Origin of the sequence: Jannaschia seohaensis, from assembly GCF_900116765.1 — a bacterium.
GTDB classification, from domain to species: Bacteria; Pseudomonadota; Alphaproteobacteria; order Rhodobacterales; family Rhodobacteraceae; genus Jannaschia; species Jannaschia seohaensis.
Genome location: NZ_UETC01000014.1, coordinates 1 through 17,383, shown reverse-complemented (window position 1 = coordinate 17,383; position 17,383 = coordinate 1). Strand labels below are relative to the sequence as shown.

General features: G+C 68.0%; 15 protein-coding genes and 1 other annotated feature. Of the genes, 9 read left to right on the top strand and 6 right to left on the bottom strand.

Features of this window, described 5'->3' with window-relative positions:
• The first annotated feature begins 105 nt into the window (after nt 1–105).
• From DTQ71_RS19340 to DTQ71_RS19325, 4 genes are all read left to right on the top strand, one after another.
• Nucleotides 106–510 carry a DUF4112 domain-containing protein gene (locus DTQ71_RS19340; protein WP_109565949.1) on the top strand — a complete coding sequence of 135 codons (405 nt, stop codon included), beginning with the start codon at nt 106–108 and terminating at the stop codon, nt 508–510.
• Nucleotides 511–730: 220 nt separating this feature from the next.
• On the top strand, nt 731–1,195 hold the full coding sequence (locus DTQ71_RS19335) for a YhjD/YihY/BrkB family envelope integrity protein (RefSeq protein WP_245947662.1): 465 nt from the start codon (nt 731–733) through the stop codon (nt 1,193–1,195).
• A complete protein-coding gene (locus DTQ71_RS19330; RefSeq protein ID WP_170125506.1) occupies nt 1,179–2,390 on the top strand; it encodes an AI-2E family transporter in 1,212 nt (403 codons plus the stop codon). The genes DTQ71_RS19335 and DTQ71_RS19330 overlap by 17 nt, the downstream gene beginning before the upstream one ends.
• 81 nt (nt 2,391–2,471) lie before the next feature.
• Nucleotides 2,472–3,200: an SDR family NAD(P)-dependent oxidoreductase gene (locus DTQ71_RS19325; RefSeq protein WP_109565947.1), complete on the top strand. Its 729-nt coding sequence runs from the start codon at nt 2,472–2,474 to the stop codon at nt 3,198–3,200.
• A gap of 435 nt (nt 3,201–3,635) precedes the next feature.
• Here DTQ71_RS19325 and betA read toward each other — a convergent pair whose 3' ends face one another.
• The 6 genes from betA to DTQ71_RS19295 all read right to left on the bottom strand — a co-directional run bounded on the left by betA (nt 3,636) and on the right by DTQ71_RS19295 (nt 10,363).
• A complete protein-coding gene (gene betA / locus DTQ71_RS19320) occupies nt 3,636–5,294 on the bottom strand; it encodes a choline dehydrogenase (protein ID WP_109565946.1) in 1,659 nt (552 codons plus the stop codon).
• Nucleotides 5,294–6,745, bottom strand: a complete 1,452-nt coding sequence (gene betB / locus DTQ71_RS19315; RefSeq protein ID WP_109565945.1) for a betaine-aldehyde dehydrogenase — start codon at nt 6,743–6,745, stop codon at nt 5,294–5,296. The genes betA and betB overlap by 1 nt, the downstream gene beginning before the upstream one ends.
• Before the next feature lie 82 nt (nt 6,746–6,827).
• Nucleotides 6,828–7,397 (bottom strand): transcriptional regulator BetI, encoded by a 570-nt coding sequence (gene betI / locus DTQ71_RS19310; RefSeq protein WP_109565944.1) that lies wholly within the window; start codon nt 7,395–7,397, stop codon nt 6,828–6,830.
• A gap of 660 nt (nt 7,398–8,057) precedes the next feature.
• Complete coding sequence (locus DTQ71_RS19305; RefSeq protein ID WP_109565943.1) at nt 8,058–8,474, bottom strand: hypothetical protein; 417 nt, start codon at nt 8,472–8,474, stop codon at nt 8,058–8,060.
• Between the two features lie 244 nt (nt 8,475–8,718).
• On the bottom strand, nt 8,719–9,399 hold the full coding sequence (locus DTQ71_RS19300) for a hypothetical protein (protein ID WP_109565942.1): 681 nt from the start codon (nt 9,397–9,399) through the stop codon (nt 8,719–8,721).
• Between the two features lie 298 nt (nt 9,400–9,697).
• Entirely contained in the window at nt 9,698–10,363 is a 666-nt protein-coding gene (locus tag DTQ71_RS19295; RefSeq protein WP_109565941.1) for a sulfotransferase family protein, read from the bottom strand.
• A gap of 431 nt (nt 10,364–10,794) precedes the next feature.
• On the opposite strand from DTQ71_RS19295, the gene DTQ71_RS19290 reads away from it, so the two are divergent.
• The 5 genes from DTQ71_RS19290 (at nt 10,795) to DTQ71_RS19270 (ending at nt 17,005) form a co-directional block, all read left to right on the top strand.
• The gene (locus tag DTQ71_RS19290) at nt 10,795–10,995 is read left to right on the top strand and encodes a hypothetical protein (protein WP_109565940.1); all 201 of its coding nucleotides are present in this window, start codon (nt 10,795–10,797) and stop codon (nt 10,993–10,995) included.
• 288 nt (nt 10,996–11,283) lie between these two features.
• Nucleotides 11,284–12,294 carry a hypothetical protein gene (locus DTQ71_RS19285; protein WP_109565939.1) on the top strand — a complete coding sequence of 337 codons (1,011 nt, stop codon included), beginning with the start codon at nt 11,284–11,286 and terminating at the stop codon, nt 12,292–12,294.
• 1 nt (nt 12,295) lies between these two features.
• The gene (locus tag DTQ71_RS19280) at nt 12,296–13,198 is read left to right on the top strand and encodes a polysaccharide pyruvyl transferase family protein (protein WP_109565938.1); all 903 of its coding nucleotides are present in this window, start codon (nt 12,296–12,298) and stop codon (nt 13,196–13,198) included.
• A gap of 331 nt (nt 13,199–13,529) precedes the next feature.
• Nucleotides 13,530–14,273 (top strand): hypothetical protein, encoded by a 744-nt coding sequence (locus DTQ71_RS19275; protein WP_109565937.1) that lies wholly within the window; start codon nt 13,530–13,532, stop codon nt 14,271–14,273.
• Entirely contained in the window at nt 14,270–17,005 is a 2,736-nt protein-coding gene (locus tag DTQ71_RS19270) for a glycosyltransferase (RefSeq protein WP_109565936.1), read from the top strand. The genes DTQ71_RS19275 and DTQ71_RS19270 overlap by 4 nt, the downstream gene beginning before the upstream one ends.
• Nucleotides 17,006–17,270: 265 nt before the next feature.
• Nucleotides 17,271–17,378: a sequence feature (AL1L pseudoknot), on the bottom strand.
• Nucleotides 17,379–17,383 lie beyond the last annotated feature (5 nt).

The window sequence follows — 17,383 nt, the reverse complement described above, 5'->3', positions numbered from 1 at the left end:
CGCAAGCGTTCTGAAACGCATGCATGGCCGGCGCTAGCCCCGGCCGGTCCGTGGGCGCGGACTCCCGGAGGGATGCGCAGGCAGCCCCCCGGTCGTCTCGCCTCCATGACCCAAGCCGAGGCCGTCATACCCCCGTCGCAGGAGGCGCTTGCCCGGCGTCTCGACCGCCTGGACCGACTAGCCACCTCTCTGGATAGCCGGTTCGGCGTCCCGGGCATCCGCTTCGGCTTGGATGTGCTGCTCGGCCTGATTCCCGGCATCGGCGACGCCGCCGCCCTGGGTCCGGCCGCCTACATCCTGCTGGAAGCGCACCGGATGGGGGCGCCGCCCCGCGTCACGCTACGGATGGCGGCGCATACCGCGCTGGACTGGCTGGTGGACAGCGTACCTCTACTGGGGGATCTCCTCGACATCTGGCTGAAGTCGAACCAGCGCAACGTCGCCCTGCTCCGCGAGCATTTCCAAATCCCGCCTGCAACGGAACAACGCGGCCCGAACAGCGTTTCCTGAAGACCGTTCGCATCCCGAGGCCCCCATGGACCGCTCCGCCGCCCCTTCCCACAACATCCGACTGGATGAACGCCCGGAGGCTCGCGGCCGCGCCGCGACCACGCCGGCCGAGATCCCGAGCCCGGGATGGAAGGGCATCCTGCCGCGCGGGGAGCGCCAGCTTTCAGCTGATCGCGTCGAACTCGGCGCCTCCGGATCTGCGTCCTAAGGCCTGCTCGCCGTGTTCCCCGCACTGCCCCCTCTGCTCTCCATCGCCGGTCTCGTGCTGGACCCCGGTGAGGTGGTCGGCGCCCTGGAGCACGTCTCCCCCCTGGACCCCGGCGAGGTCTCGACGATCCTGCTGAACCAGGCGACGACCGTGAGCGAGTCGCAGATGGGCGGGTGGACGCCAAGGGTGCTTCTGGGGATCTTGGCCGCGGCGGCGCTGAGCCTGTGGCGCGCCATGTCGGTCGGCGTCCCGATCTACGTCGGCCATTTCGACAGCTACAACGAGACCTTCGGCTCCCTCGCCGGGGTAGTGCTGCTGCTGACCTGGATATGGCTGTCGGCCCATATCGGGCTGATCGCAGCCGAGGTGAATGCGGAAATGGAGGCGCAGACGCGCCACGACACGACGGTGGGCGCGAACGCGCCCGGGGGCGAACGGGGCGCAAGGAAGGCGGGCGAGCTTGGCGCGGCGCAGTGACGACATCGGCGGCGTGCCGCCACGGCCCGACCTGCCGGACCGTCCCGATCCGACCGATCTCCTGGTCGGGCGGCTGACACGGCTGTCCTTTCCGATCTGGGGCATCTTCTGGATTCTGATGATCCACGCGCTCATCTTCGCGTCGGAGCTGCTGGTGCCGATCACCGCGTCGATCCTGGGATATTTCCTGCTGAACGCGCCACGACGCTGGTTGGCGCGTCTGGGCGTGCCGGACGCCGTTTCCGCCGCGTTCTTCGCGATCCTGCTGGTGGCGGCGCTGTTTCTGGGCGGTCTGGCCCTGGCCGACCCGATGTATGCGTTCGTGACCGATATCCCGGTCCTCCTGCAGGAGGGCCTCGCCAGCTTGCAGGGTCCCGGCGGCTTTCTGGAGCCATTCTCCCGCGCGGCGGACGCGACCGAGGCGGCCATGCGCGAGGCGCAGTCCGCGCGCGGCGAAGCGGCGCCCCTGGCCGTCGAGGTCGTCAACGAGGGACAGGGGCTCGGCGGCTCGGTCGTGAGCCTGGCGCCCGGCCTGCTCAGCCAGCTCGTCCTATCCGTCGTGCTGCTCTACTTCCTGGTCGCCTCCGGGGATCTGTTCATCCAGAAGGCGGTTCAGGCGGCCGACCGGTTCGAGGACAAGCGCAACACCCTCACGACGATCCGGATGATCGAAGCGCGGCTGGGCAATTACCTCGGCGCGATCACGCTGATCAACGCCGGGCTTGGCCTCGTGATCGGTCTGGCGATGTGGGTGTGGGGGATGCCCACTCCCGTCATGATCGGCGCGATGGCGATGGCGCTGAACTTCGTTCCCTTCGTCGGGGCCGTGGTCGGCGCGCTGGTCGTGGCCGTGATCGCCTTCGTGGAATGGGGCAGCCTGTGGACGGCGCTCCTGATCTGCGCGACCTATTACGCGCTGACCGCCATCGAGGGTCAGCTGGTGACGCCGACCCTGGTGGGCCAGCGCCTGCGCCTGAACGTGGTGGCGGTGTTCCTGGCCGTGGCGTTCTTCGCCTGGATCTGGTCGGTGATGGGCATGGTCGTGGCCGTGCCGATGCTGATCGTCGTCAAGGTGGTCTGCGACTCCGTCCCGCGCCTGCGCCGCATCGGCCTGTTCCTCGGCGACGCGGAAGGCTTCGTGCAGACCGACGAGATCGACCGTCTCTCCACCGAGACGCGCGCGGGCCTAGGCTGAGGCCCGAACCGGCCGGCGCGCGATCACCGGTCGACCGCCGATTTCCCCCGGCCTATGGTCGCGGCGAAAACGGAGGAGCCTATGGACATGAAGGATCAGGTGGCGGTCGTCACGGGCGGCGCGCAGGGAATCGGACTTGCGGTCGTGGCGCGGCTGCGGGCGGAGGGCGTGCGCGTTGCGTCCTGGGACGCCAATGCCGAGCGCAACGCGGCCGCCGCCGCCGAAGGCGTGGTGCCGGTGACCTGCGACGTGAGCGACTATGCGTCGGTCGAGGCGGCGCTGGCCGAGACGGTCGCAGCGTTGGGCCAGCCCCAGATCCTGGTGAACTCCGCCGGAATCGCGGGGCCGAACGCGCCCGTCGCCGAGTATGGGCTGGAGGACTGGGCGCGCATCGTCGCCGTCAACCTGACCGGCACCTTCCACGTCAACCGCGCCCTGGTGCCGGGGATGCGCGCGCAGGGTTATGGCCGGATCCTCAACATCGCCTCGGTCGCGGGCAAGGAGGGCAACCCGAACGCCTGCGCCTATTCCGCCTCAAAGGCCGGGGTGATCGGCTTCACCAAGTCGCTCGGCAAGGAGCTGGCCGACATGGACATCGCCGTGAACTGCGTGACCCCCGCCGCCGCCCGCACGCCGATCTTCGACCAGATGAGCCAGGAGCATATCGACTACATGCTCTCCAAGATCCCGCGTGGCCGCTTCCTGGAGGTCGAGGAAGCCGCCGAGATGATCGTCTGGGCGGTCTCTCCGGCGAATTCCTTCACGACCGGGGCGGCCTTCGACCTTTCGGGCGGTCGGGCGACCTACTGACGCCTGGCCCGTCTTTCAGCCGAGCGGGAGCAGCGGCAGGCGCAGCACAGTTCATCCGGTCATCGCCGCCGTCCCCGCTCGGGCGAAGAAAAGTGCAGGCATCCGAGCCTGCGGAGAAAGACCTGTCACCACGGGGCTCTCAAACCAGCCCTGGTCGCCGCCTGGCTTGAGATCCTCAATGACTTCAGGCTCGACGGCCTGTCGCTGCGGGTCATCGCGGCAGAGAGCTCTCACCGCAATGCGCGAAGGCGTGCCCGAAACCGAACCCGGAGCGGCTGCTTGCCCCGCCCGCGGGACAGCGGCGAGCCGAACCTGGAAGCGTTCCGAGATGCTGGCGACGGAGGGACGCATGCCGCGCAACGCGGATAGAAGGCCGATCCCGGAAAGGCTCGACTTCCCGCCCGTCTTCCCCCATCGACGAGACCTGACCCGTCTTTATCGCTGCGCGGTCCGCCACTCCGGATGGATCCAAGGCTGCGCGTTCAAGGGCGAGAGCGGCGCGCGGCCGAGGATGTGATCCGCCGCCTTCTCCCCCACCATGATCGAGGGCGCATTGAGGTTGCCGTTCGTGATCCGCGGAAAGATCGAACTGTCCGCCAGGCGCAGGCCCGCCACGCCGATCACCCGGCACTCCGGATCGACGACCGCGTCCGGATCGGACCGGCGCCCCATACGGGCGGTGCCGCAGGGGTGATAGGCGCTCTCGGCATGCTCCCGGACGAAGGCGTCGATCTCGGCGTCGGACTGCGCGGCCTCTCCCGGTTGGATCTCATGCCCCCGATACGGGTCGAAGGCCGGCTGGGCGATGATCTCCCGCGCCAGCCGGATCGCGGTGCGGAAATCGCGCCAATCGCTCTCGCAGCTCATGTAGTTGAACAAGATCGAGGGGGCGGCCTCGGGATCGGCGGAGGTCAGACGCACCCGGCCCCGGCTCTCGGAGCGCATCGGGCCGGTATGGATCTGGAAGCCATGCCCCTCCGCCGCCGCCTGCCCATCGTAGCGCACGGCGATGGGCAGGAAGTGGAACTGCACGTCCGGGTAGTCGACCCCCGCGCGCGACCGCACGAAGCCGCAGCTCTCGAACTGGTTCGACGCGCCCGGCCCCGTGCGCGTCAACAGCCAGCGCGCGCCGACATAGCCCTTGCCGAGCAGGTTCCAGTAGCGGAACAGGCTGACGGGTTGGCTGGCGGCCTGCTGCACATAGACCTCCAGGTGGTCTTGCAGGTTGGCGCCCACGCCAGGCCGGTCGGCGACGAGCGGGATGCCATGCTCGGCCAGATGGCCGGCGGGGCCGACGCCCGACAGCATCAGGACCTTCGGCGAGTTGATGGCGGAGGCGGCGAGGATCACCTCCTCCCCCGCCTCGACCGTCTCGACGCGGCCGCCCCGAGCAATCTCCACCCCCACCGCACGGCCCTCGCGGATCACCACGCGGCGCACGAAGGCGCGGATCAGGTCGCAATTCGGACGGCGCAGCGCGGGTTTCAGATAGGCATTAGCCGCCGACCAGCGGCGCCCGCCCTTCACCGTCATCTCGAAGGGGCCGACGCCCTCCTGCCGTTCGCCGTTGTAGTCGCGCGTCTCGCCGAAGCCCGCCTGCACCCCCGCCTCGACGAAGGCCCGCACCAACGGGTTCTCCCGCGCGCCGCGGGTGACGTGCAGCGGCCCGTCGGTGCCGCGCCAGGCCGGATCGCCACCATGGCCGCCATCGTCCCAGTTCTCCATCCGCTTGAAGTAGGGGAGCACGTCCGCGTAGGCCCAGCCATCGGCCCCCTGCTCCGCCCAATGGTCGAAGTCGCGGGCATGACCGCGAACATAGACCATGCCGTTGATGCTGCTGGACCCGCCGATGACCTTGCCGCGCGGGCAGGCAAGACGGCGGCCGCCCAGATGCGGCTCCGGATCGCTCCGGTAGCCCCAATCGTAGCGCGCCATGTTCATCGGAAAGCTGAGCGCCCCCGGCATCTGGATGAACGGGCCGGCATCGGTGCCGCCATGCTCCAGCACCAGCACGGACTTTCCGGCCTCCGCCAGCCGGTAGGCGATGGCGCAACCGGCGGAGCCGGCGCCGACGATGACGTAATCGGCCCGCATCAGAAGGCGGACTCCACCTTGCCCATGCCGACATAAACCGACTGCACCTCGGTGAAGTGATCCAAGGTGACCCGCGCGTTCTCCCGCCCGATCCCCGACGCCTTGGAGCCGCCGAAGGGCAGACCGGCGGGCGTCAGATTGTATTGGTTGATCCAGCAGGATCCGGCCTTGAGCCGCGCGACGACCCGATGCGCGCGCGCCAGATCGCGGGTGAAGACGCCGGCCGAAAGTCCGAAGGGCGTGTCGTTGGCCCGGGCCACGGCCTCCTCCTCGGTGTCGAAACTGAGGACCGACATGACCGGCCCGAAGATCTCCTCACGGACGCAGATCATGTCGTCGGTCAGGTCGGTCAGGACCGTGGGCTCGATCCACCAGCCTTCCCGCTCCATGCGCCCTCCGCCCGCGACGACCCGGGCCCCCTCGGCCCGGGCGCGCTCCAGGTGGTCCAACACGATGTTCATCTGCGCCTCGGTGGTCATCGGCCCGAAATTCGTGGCCTCATCCAACGGATCCCCGGTGACGACGCCCGCCAGCCGCTCGGTCAGGCGGGCCAGGAAAGCGTCACGCAGCCCCGCCTGCACGAAAACTCGCGTGCCGTTGGAGCAGACCTGCCCCGAGGAATAGAAATTCCCGTTTATCGCGCCGGAGACGGCATCCTCCAGGTCGGCATCGTCGAAGATCAGCAGCGGCGACTTGCCGCCCAGCTCCATGGTGACCTGCTTCATCTCGGCGGCGGCGGCGGCGTAGACGCGGCGTCCCGTGGGCACAGAGCCGGTCAGCGACACCTTGGCCACGCGGGGATCGGCGGTCAGCGCGGCGCCGACCTCGCCGCGCCCCTGCACCACGTTATAGAGCCCTGCCGGCAGCCCGGCCTCGGTCAGGATCTCCGCCACCTTGAGCGCGCAGAGCGGCGTCGTCTCGGAGGGTTTGAAGACCATCGCGCAGCCCACGGCGAGCGCCGGCGCGCCCTTCCAGCAGGCGATCTGCGTTGGGTAGTTCCAAGCCCCGATCCCGACGCAGACCCCCAAGGGGCGGCGCAGCGTATAGGCCCAGTCGCCCCCGAACCCCATCGTGTCGCCGCGCAGATCCGCCGCGAGGCCACCGAAGAACTCGAACGCATCCGCGCCGGAGGTCGCGTCGGCCACCAGCGTCTCCTGGAGCGGCTTGCCGGTATCGAGCGTCTCCAACTCCGACAGCTCCCGGTTGCGGGCGCGCATCAGATCCGCGGCCCGGCGCAGAATGCGGCCGCGCGCGGTCGGATCGGTCGCGGCCCATTCGGCCTGCGCGCGTTGAGCGGCAGCGAGCGCGCGGTCGATCAGGGCCGGCGTCGCCTCGTGCAGCCGCGCGACCGGCGCGCCGGTGGCCGGGTAGAGCGACAGGAGCTCCGCCCCGGTGGCGTCCTCGACATAGGCGCCATCTATGAAATGGCTGGCGACAGGCTGGGCGATCATCCGATGCTCCTTCTTCTGGCCAAAAATACTCTGGGGGGAGTCGGCCCCCGGCCGACGGGGGGCAAAGCCCCCCTGCCCCCGCTCATGTCAGCAGCCGGTCCATGGCCGCCTCCACCCGCGCCGCGAGCCGGGCGCCGTCGGCGGGTTCGTCGCGCAGCGCCTCGCGGATGTAGTGGCCGTCGATCAAGGCGGCCGCCGTCTCGGCCAAGTCCTCGGGCCGGTCCGTCAGGGGCCGGAGCGCCGCCACTAGGTTGGACCGCAGCCGCGCGCGGTAGACCCGCAGGAGCCGCCGCGCCTCCCCTCCGGCCTGCGCGGAGACATAGAAGGCCAGCCAAGCCGCGACCGCGTCGGGGCGGAAGCTCTCGGGCGCGAAACAGGCGCGGATCACCGCGCCGAGCCGCGCGCGGGGCGTGCGGGCGCCGGCGCGGGCGGCGCGGTGGGCGGCGTCGAGCTCGACCAAAAGGTGGCGCAGGGCGGCGGCCAGGATGCGGTCCTTGGAGCCGAAATAGTGATGCGCCAGGGCCGTGGACATGCCGGCGCGGCGCGCGATGGAACCCACCGTGACCTCGAGCGACCCGCAAGCGCCGATCTCGGCGATCGTCGCATCGACCAGAGCCGCCCGGCGCGGCGCTTCGGTTCCTGTTCTCGGCATGGCGGCCCTCCTGCGGAGAGCTCTGCCGGATATTGATTGACCAGTCAATCAACAAAACTTGGAGAGATGCGCAGGCCGAGCGCGCTGCCCCAGCTCGGCTCAGAGGAAGGCGGCAGTCTAGGTCGTGACCTCCAGGCTCAAGCTGTCGGTCTCGGTCAAAAGCACGCAGGCCAGATCGCCCTCCAGCTCGAACCCTTCGAAGGACGTGAACGCACCCGTCCGGTCGCCCGTGAGCTGCGCGCTCTCGAACCGGTCGCCGAGGACTGCCGTGACCCTCTCCGCAATCTCCAGCGCCAGGGTCGCCGCGCCCGAGAGGTCGAGCCGTCCCGACCCCTCCGCATCCAGCCCGATCTCCGTCCGCGCCGCGCCGGTCAGGACGAAGGCGTCCCGGCTGGCCAGGGTCGCGCCCCCCCGCGGCGCCCAGAATCAAGATCGCATCCTCGACATCGTAGACGAAAAGCGCCCCGTCCCCGCGGACGGCGATGTCCGGCCCGATGGCCAGACGCTCGGGCGTGCCGAACGTCTGACGGTTGGGCGACACATAGGCCTCGTCGTCCCGAAGCAGGACCTCTCCGCCACCGTCCAGCGATTGCGCGCCCTCGAATTGCAGGTTGGTCGGGACCGAATCCTCCATCCTGACCGCGGGCGTGCCGTTCACGGTCAAACCCTCCTCGACATAGAGTCCTCGACATAGAGCATGTCGATTTCGGTCCTGCGCCCGGCCGTCGCGTCGACCTCCGACGTCACGTCCCGGAGCACGATGCTGAACCCTTCGAACTCGACCGAGAAACCATTGCGGCCGGTCACGGTCGCATGGGCCAGGCCGCCGCCATCCAGGATCAGAGCGCCCCGTGCGTCTTCCAGGTCCGTCGTCGTCAGGCTGCCATTGGTGACGCGCAGCCCGCCGTCGAGCCGCAGCCACGCGACCTCCGCCTCCGTCCGCAGCCTCGCTTTGCCCCCGTCCAAGAGAACGATGGCGACGACATCCTCGGCCGTGGACAGGCGGTTCCCACTCCAATTGGTCAGGTCTTCCCAGACACCGCCGGCGGGGCTCTGCCAAACGGAGGTCGCGTCCACGACCTTGAAGCCGCGGGATACCCCGCAGGCCGATCTCGTTGCCCGCGAGGTCGGTCACGCCATCCAGGTCGATGGTGATCTCATGGCGGCCGAGCGCCCGTTCCGGCAGGCCGACCAGACAGGCGACCGCCTTGGCGACGATCTCGGCCCCGTCCGCCCACGCGGGTCAGGGCGAAGTCCGCCGCACCGAGCGTGCCCCAGTCGATCCGCTCCGAGAAGGCGACGGTGATCGCGTCGGTCCGCGTCAACACAAGCTGCTCGCCTTCGGGCGTCGCGCCGACAACGCGGGCGCGGTGATGTCCTCGATCACCAGCACCGTGGCGAAATCAGTGACGGTCGCGTTGCCGCCGGTATCCGTCGCCCGCAGCAGGATCTCCATCCGATCATCCGCGAGGCTGGCCAGCGTCGGCACGTCGGAGGCCAGCTCGAACGGCGCAGAGACGTCGTTTACGAAGACCCGGCCGTCGAGCGGCAACTCGACATTGCGCAACTGCACATCGTCGGAAATGTCGCGCGACAGGCAGATCTGCGCGCCCTCCTCGACCTGGATTCCGGCGCGGCCGGGATCCGCATCCGCGGCCTCGACATCGAAACTGACGCTGGGGCCCACGCCCCTGGCGTTGAAGGGCATCACATTGATCACCTGCAATCCGCCCGCGCCAATCGCGACATAGGCTCGGCATCGCGCCGCATCGACGGCGACCTGCTCGGCAATGGCAGGCAGGTCGAGCTCGGCCTGGAGGATCGGAGCCCGGAAGCCGGCAGTGTCCACGATGGCCAGCCCGTGGGAGCCGGTCGCGACATAGGCGGTCTGTCCGCCGGGGCCATCGGTTGCGCCGGTGGGCATCACGCCCAGCGCCTCGGCGGTCAACTCGACCGAGCCGATGATGCCGGTCGCGAAAGTGATGCCGTCGAGCGGGGTCACCCGCGAAGTCCGAACCCGCGCATCAACCCGACCGTGCTATCGCCAGCACACCCAAACAGGAAACCTAGCCGCGAAAGCGGATCGACTGCCGCGCCCGAGCATGCCGGATTGCAGTCGCTCCGCCAACCTTTGTCACGCCCCCATCCGAGGGATACCTTTTGAGCGTAATGGTCAGCGGCAGCTCAACCCAAAGCAGTCGAGCCGTCAGATCATGCGCCCACCGTGATACTCAGGGCGGCCTCAGGAAGGACAAAGGCGATACCACCAAATGCCCCAATCGAGATCTTGATCGGCGCTCTCAGTAGGCGGTTTCGTCGTCGATCCCATAGCCGAAGCGCTCGAAGTCTAGGGCGTACATCTCGCGGATACGCGCACGTGCCTCGGGGCCGACAGAGAACTCCGCGGTGGGCTTGTTGCGGCGGGCGTACCAGTTGGCGCGGTTCTGCTTGTGCCCGATCTCGCGCGGCCCGTCGGCCGAGCCAACCTGCGTGTCGAGCCATTCGACCAGCGCGCCGAGACCATCCTCGAGGCGGAAGACCGCAGCCCCCTCCTCGGGCACGAACTCCACGGCCGCGCAGACATGGTTATCGAGGGCGTAGGGATCCTCCGCGCGCACGGCCTCAAGCCCATCGAGCCAGGCATCGAAGCTCATTTCGGGCGGGACCTGGCGCTCGACCTCGCGTTTGAAGAGATAGGCCGAGGCCATGCGGTCGACCGGGTGGCGCACCACCGCGAACATCGCGTCGAACATCTCGAGCGGGACGAGCCGGGTCAGATCGGGCAGCAAGACGTGTTGCGGCGAGCTCTTGGACCATCGCTCGCGTTCGGGGCGGCGGTAGTGCTCCGAGTCCTTGAAAGCCAGCGGTCCGAACCGCTCGGCCAGATAGAACTCGACCGACGTCCCAGCGCATTTCGGTACGTGTATGAAGTATATGAGCTTATCGCCCGAGCGAAAGAACGGCATGGGCCGACTCGTATAGATCGGGTTTCGACGATGCAACACGCGCTCCTGGACCCCGGCGCCCCCTCCCCCGACATCGGTCCGAGGGATGGTCAAACAGAATTCGGCCCCCTCAAGCCGCACGACCCGCACGCAGGGGCCGGTGTCCCGCCGAGAGCGAGATCGTCCTGGAGGACGGGCTGCCCACCGAGTTGAGGCCCGGTCCGGGCGGGTCGCCCGTCCGGGTCGACACTCGGCTGACCCGCACGGCGAACGGGGGCGGTTGTGTGCGGATGCGAATGCCGCCGCCGCCGGCCGCGCTCGAGACCAGAATCACGGGTGCCTGCCCGCTCTGCGGTCGGACGAAAGCGCCGAGGTCAAGCCCTTCCCGGCTAAGTCGATCCCCGCAGACCGGCGCGCACCGGCCCTTCGCGAACCTGCTCCTACGCGCCTATGTGCACACGGCCTTCGACGGACGCTTCAGCCACAGCCTGATCGTCGGCCTGCCTGCGGCCGCCGAGATCTCAGTGCTGGACGTCTCCGGCCAGTGGGTCCACGTCCCTGCCGGGCCGCTCGGCGACCGCCCCCGCGCGCTCGCCGAGCGGGTCGCCCACCTCCTGCGTCGCGTCCCCGAAGGCGTCGGGACACCCTTCTGACAGGGCCCTCCGCCCCCCCGGGGGGGCCACTTGACCCCATATCCGCAATACGCCAGTGTCCGCGCAGTCGAGGCACCCTCTACGAACGGAACAAACCCTTGAAACTTAGGCAGACGTGGCCGGCCCCCGATCGGGTGGAGCCTTACCGGGCGACATTTCCGTTGTGTCGCGCGCGCCACGCCTCCGGGGAGGGGCGGGAACGACCGCCTTCTTCCGGCCGCGGCATGCGGGAATGACGGCGCAACCCGTCTGAGCCTACGTTTCACACCTCCAGGGAGGAGAAACCAGTTGACAAACAGCTATGGTCTCGGGACCGGCCTCTGGGGCCCGCCGCCCGAAAAGGCAGCCGAGCAATTCTTCTCCTATTCAAAGGAGATCGACCTGGATGAGACGCTCGCCCAGGTCGATCGCGTCCACGCCGCCTGCCGAGCGGTGATCCCCAACGCGCAGAGCGGCGTGGCCTATCTCAAGGAGATCCAGGAGAAGGCCGACAAGGGCGAGCCCGGATCTTACATCCGGCTGGGCGATGCCGACGGCAACGTCCTGTTCTCCAGCCTCGGGATCTATCCCGATCTGGCGCGCTACAACTTGGCCAAGATCTCCAGCATCTACTTCGGCAACAAGGACCTGATGGTCGACAAACTGGAGACCTTCACCCGGATCGTGGTCGAGGCCTGCGAGGCGGCCGACGGCATCGGCGCGCCCGAGCGCAACTCGGTCGAGAAGAGCTTCTCGGGCTATGGCGAGACCTACGACGTTCGCGGCAAATGCGGCTTCCGCGGGGTCTATAACTATTTCGGCCAGGGCTACGACCTGACCCGACTGTCGCAGGCTAGCTGGACCTCGACCTGGGTCAGCCGCTCGCTGCTGCCGCATTACTTCACCTTGCTCGCCGACCGGCCGCATGTCGGCTTCATCACCTGCTACGAGGAACTGGCCGGGTTGATGAAGGCGCGCTGCAACATCGGGGCCGTCACCGAGCACCTGACCCCGATGCAGGCCTCGATCGCTCACCAGACCAAGCGCCGCCGGGGCCTGGACGGCGATATCGGCCACTACCCGGAGGTCTACGAGAAGATCTGCGAGGAGATCGCCCCGCCCGCGCCGGGCACGATTTACATCGTCGCTGCGGGCATCCTCTCGAAGAGCTACTGCACCCTCATCAAGCAACGCGGCGGCATCGCCATCGATGTCGGCAGCATCGCCGACATCTGGATGAACGTGAAGTCGCGCCCCGGTATGGAGGATAAGCAGGTCAACGAATGGTCGCTTGTGCAGCCATCCGAACAGGGCTCGTGATATGACCGCGCTCCGCTCCCGCTTCGAGGATCAGAACGCCGATCTCGTCGCGCTCCTGAAGGAGCTGTCGGGCGAGACAGTGATCTACGTCCCCAATCACGGCAATGCCGGCGACTCGCTGATCGCCGCGGCGACCTACCAGCTGCTGGCGACTTACGGCGTCGAGTACGAGGTCATGAGCGCGCCGCAGCACCTAGCGCGGGTCGAGGGCCGGACGATCCTCCTGGGCGGGGGCGGAAACCTCGTCCCGCTCTACAGCACCATGGCCACCCTGATGCGCGCCGCCATCGGGCGCGCCAACCGCGTCGTCCTGCTGCCGCACTCGGTGCGCGGCAACGAGGAACTCCTTGCCGAGCTTCCGCCCGAGACCGTCCTGTTCTGCCGCGAGGCGTTGAGCTTCGAACATGCCAGGCGTCATGCCGCCCGGGCCCAAGTGCACTTCGGACACGACCTGGGGCTCTATGCTGATCTCGATCTGCTCGACGCGCAGGCGCAGGCGGAGGGCTTCGCGGGGGAATTTGCCGAGATGGTTGCCGAGAAGGCCGGCATCTCGCCCGAAGCGCTGCGCGGCAAGGACCTGTCCTGCATCCGCGGTGGCGCCGAAGGGACGGTCAAGCGCCAGGGGCGGAACTTCGACGCTTCGACCTATTTCCGCTTCGGCGTCTTGCCCGGAGGTGCCGAGAAGGCCGCCTGGATGCTGGCCGAGTTCGTCAGGCTTGGACGGACGGTCAGGACGAACCGCCTGCATGTCGGCATCGCCGCGGGGCTGGCAGGGATCGAGACGGTCCTCCTCGACAATAACTACGGTAAAATCTCGGGGGTCTACATGCACAGCATGCGGGACCACTTCCCCCACGTGACCTTCGAGGGCGAAGCCGTGACGCAAGACCCGTTCAGCGCCTGAGCAGACGGAGCGGCCCGGCGCTCGCCTCCTCTGGCAAGTCCTGATCGACACGCGCGCCCTCACCGGAGAGCGCGGTCGGCGTTTCTGCTCAGGCCGCGGACCATGATCGGCTGCTCTCCAACCACGACGTGTCCGCCGTGGGCGGAAGACTGCCGCGCGGGCGTGGTCCGGCCGCATCAACGCGGGCACTAGAGAGGGCCGTTCGTCCGGGTCGCCGGGCCAGCGCAAGGCCCCCTCCGCCGCCCCTCGGTCCGCATCCTGTGATGGTCCAGATGGGCGCCCAGATAGGCCTTGCGCACCTCGACATAATATCCGTCTATGATGCCTCGACATGCGCACGCTCCTCGAAGGGGCGCTGCCCCAGACCCTCTGCCCGAGAGCCTGCGAGATGAGCCCCAAGACCGCACCCAAGCCGGAAGCCTCGCCGCCCAGCCTGGACACCATGCTTCCCGTCTCGCGCAGCGAAATCGATTGGCGTCGGAAATGCATCGCCGCTTTCGAGTTCCAGGCGGATTTTCCGCCGCTGTTCTCGCCGATGGACGACCTGCGCCCGCAAAGCTTGGTCACGCTGGGCGTCAGCACGGAGGCGGCGGCGCAGGGTCAACTCGTGGAGTTGCGCCCCGAGGTCGCGCGCCTTCGCGCCGCCGACGCCGATCTGTCGGAACAGCGCCGGGTCCACGTGACCCGCTGCGCCAAGCCCGAGTGTCACCAGCAGAGCGCCGACACCGTCGATCGCGACGTCATGGAGCGCATCACGATGCTTGAATCCCATCGAGAGCAGAAGCGGGCCACGATTGAGGAGGAGGACCGCCGAATGTTCGAGGGCCGCGCCGGATCAAAGAGTACCGTCGCCCGGCTGCGCGCCGCACTCAGTTCCGGCGGCAGGTGCCAAACCGCCGCCCGCGACCCGGCCCTATGCGAGGCGATGCAGGCCCGCGCACGGCCGAAGGCAGCGCTTCGCGGTTGCCGCCACTCAGCCCGCCGCGTAGTCCCGGACGCGGGCCAAGCGTGGGCGCGCCCCGCATCCGCCGGCCCCGGATCGTTGAATGGCTCTTCGGAAGGTAGATTGAATTGAAGAAATTTATCGAGAACTCGGTCGACGGACGTATTGAAGCCATCGGCGAGGACCGGATCATCGGCTGGATATCCTCGGTAACCGGAAACGTGACGCCCGTGCTGCTGATAGGCGGCCGCTACGCCTTTCCGCAGGCTCACGGCCAACCCCGCCCCGATGTCGAAGAAGTGACGGGCCTGCATCCCAACAGCGGCTTCGAGTTCCTAATCTCGCGGATCGCCCCCGGCGAGCGGGTCGAACTCTTCGGGTTCGACGGCGGCCGCCTGCTCAAGATAGCCGAAAAAATCGCCCAGGCCACCAAACTCGCCCAGAACGTCCTGAGCCAGTTGAACCAGGTCGCGCGCCTCTCGCGCGAACCCGGCGCAACGGCGATCGTCTGCTGGGAGGGCGGACACAACCCGATCGGGCGGGCCAAGGTGCTCTACGACATCGCCCGCGAGACCCGGCCCACCGTGCTGATCACCTATCAGTTCGAAGAGTTTGGGACCCGCATATGGGAGCCGCTACTGCGCGAGAACATCACCCTGCTGGCGATTCCATGGGTCGAGCGGCACGTCTTCCACCGCGCGCTGCGCGCCCGCGGGGTCGTGTTCGACACGGTCTGGATCAGTAAGGAACGCCTGCCCGCCTTCGAACTAGCCAGCCAACTGATTGGCGAAAACACCCGTGTCATCGTCGACCATGACGACAACGAAGCGCATTTCTCGTCGAGCAACGCCGCGCGACTGCGCTTCTACGGGCGGCTGACGACCCCGCTCACCGAGGTGCTGTCGCGCGAGTTCGCCTGCCATACCGCCGCCAGCGCCACCCTGGCGCAGGAGCGCGGCGCCGAGCTGGTGCGCCACGCGCGCCGCGAGGTCGACATCTCCGACCTGCCGCCGCCCGAGCCCGCGCCGCAGCCACCAGAGACGGCGCCAGACTCCGAGGAGAGCGTGGCGGCCGCCGCCGAAGATAGCAACGCGCCCGCCATGCCCGAGGAGGCGGAGGAGGAGGTCTTCGCGACAGTCGGCTTCATCGGCACGGTGCGCCCGCATAAGGGCCTGATCGAAGCCGCTCGCGCGATCAAGCACTTCAGCTGGCGGACAGGGCGCAAGATCGCGCTCCACATCTATGGGACCTATAATCCCCCGGCGCTGCGCCAGACCCTGGAGGAGCTCGGTGCGACGACCAAGGGTACGATCCCCTATGATGAGCTCTCCCGCAACATCGCGACCTTCGACGCAGTGCTGACCGGCTATCCGACCAGCGCCGACGACGCCGCGGTCCAGACCTACCAGATTTCTTCCAAAATCGGGGATGGGCTGGCCCATGGCAAGCCGGTGCTCGTGCCCCGCTCCGAAAGCGTGGCCGATCTCGCGGGGATCGACGGGGTCTACCTGTTCTCACCGCAGGACTTCACCCAGCAGCTCGGGGCCGCGCTCTCGCGCAAGACGCCGCCGACGCTGCCCCGCGACTTCTCGGTGGAGGGAGCCTCGGAGGTCTTCGAGCGCGTCGCTGGTTCGGAGGCAGCGCGCGGGGGCACCGAGCTTCTGCACACGCTCGCCGTCAATGACACACCCACGCGCGGCCCGCTGCGAAAGACGGTGCTGCTGATCTGGAAGCAGACCGATGCAGGGATCTACGGGCGCCGCATCGACCAGATCGCGCGCTCCTACAAGCGAACTGATCCCGCCGCTCGGGTTATCGTGCTGGAACTGAGCCACAACACCACCGCTGAGAGCCTCCTTGCGGGCCGCGGGGAGTTCAACTCAGACTTCCACATCCAGGCGCAGGCCATGCGTGACAAGGACCGGCGCAGGCCGTTCGGCACCGACGGCGTGGAGTATCACAGCATCTCGTGCTCCAGACTTTCGGAGGTCGAGGACAGGTTCTCGGACTACCTCATGGAGGAGCGGATCTTCCCCGACAACGGGGTGATGATCCTGTTTCCGATCATCAGGATGTACAAGCACATCGCCCGCATCCTCGACGATTATCGAGTGATCGCGGACGTGGTCGACAACCACTTCTCCTGGCAGACCAACACCCATGCCGACAGCGTGATGCAATACGCTGCCCTGCTGCGGTCGTCGCGGCGGACGGTGTTCAACTCCGAGAACAACCGGACCTTCTTCTCCGATGCGGGCTTCGTGCCCCCCGAGGTTGGTGCGCGCCTCTCGGTGATCCCCAACTGGTATCAGGTGCCGGACGACGCGCTGTCGCTTCCTATGCCCGCTCTCAGGACTGAGGGCCCCGCCGATATCTTCTACAGCGGCAATCTGAACGACCGGATCGACTGGAAGCTCATAGAGATGCTGAGCGCGATGCTGGACGGCGCGCGGCTACACATAGCGGGCAGCGGCCGTCGCGCCACGGCGCAGATCGAGGCGGCGCTGAAAGACAACAACAACGTGGTCTACTGGGGCGCGCTCACAGAGCTTCAGACCGCCTCGCTGTGCCTGCGCTGCGACGTGGCGATCATCCCGCATCTCGACGACGAGGTCTCACGGTTCATGAACCCGCTCAAGCTGGAGATGTACCGCGCCTACAACCTGCCCGTCGTGACCACCGAGGTCTCGGGGATGTCGGAGCATGAGGATGTCCAGGTCGCCTCTGACCGGCAGGACTTCGTGGATCGGGTGCGCGCGGTCCTGGCGCGCGCGCCGCGGTCCCGCCCCCCGCTCGGAGGAGAGATGCCCGGCTCGGCGGCACGCTACGCACAAATGATTGACGAGGTCTTTGCGGAGAGCTGAGCGAAGGGAACGTGGCCCGGGTGGGCCGCCTGGATCGGCCAGGGCCTTGAGAATGCGTACCCAATGGCCTGGGCCTCCTCCGCCAAACGAGAGCTAGGGCCGAGGAGGGATGATAAGGGTTGAGTAGGCGGCGTATCGAGGCGGGTGATGAACTCTGCCACAACCTCCCGAGGGAGCGTTACGCTTATGACCGAAGATGCCAGCATCGTCGCCTCGCGCCAGCCCGGCGCGGTAAAACGGCCCTTTGATCGAGATCGCGCGCGAAAGGGGCGCGACGAACGCGCGCCTCGACCCCATGCGCATCACGATGCGCCTCGATGAAATCCACCATCACTTCGACCGGCGGTCGAGCTCCGCCATCGCAAAATACGCCGAGGC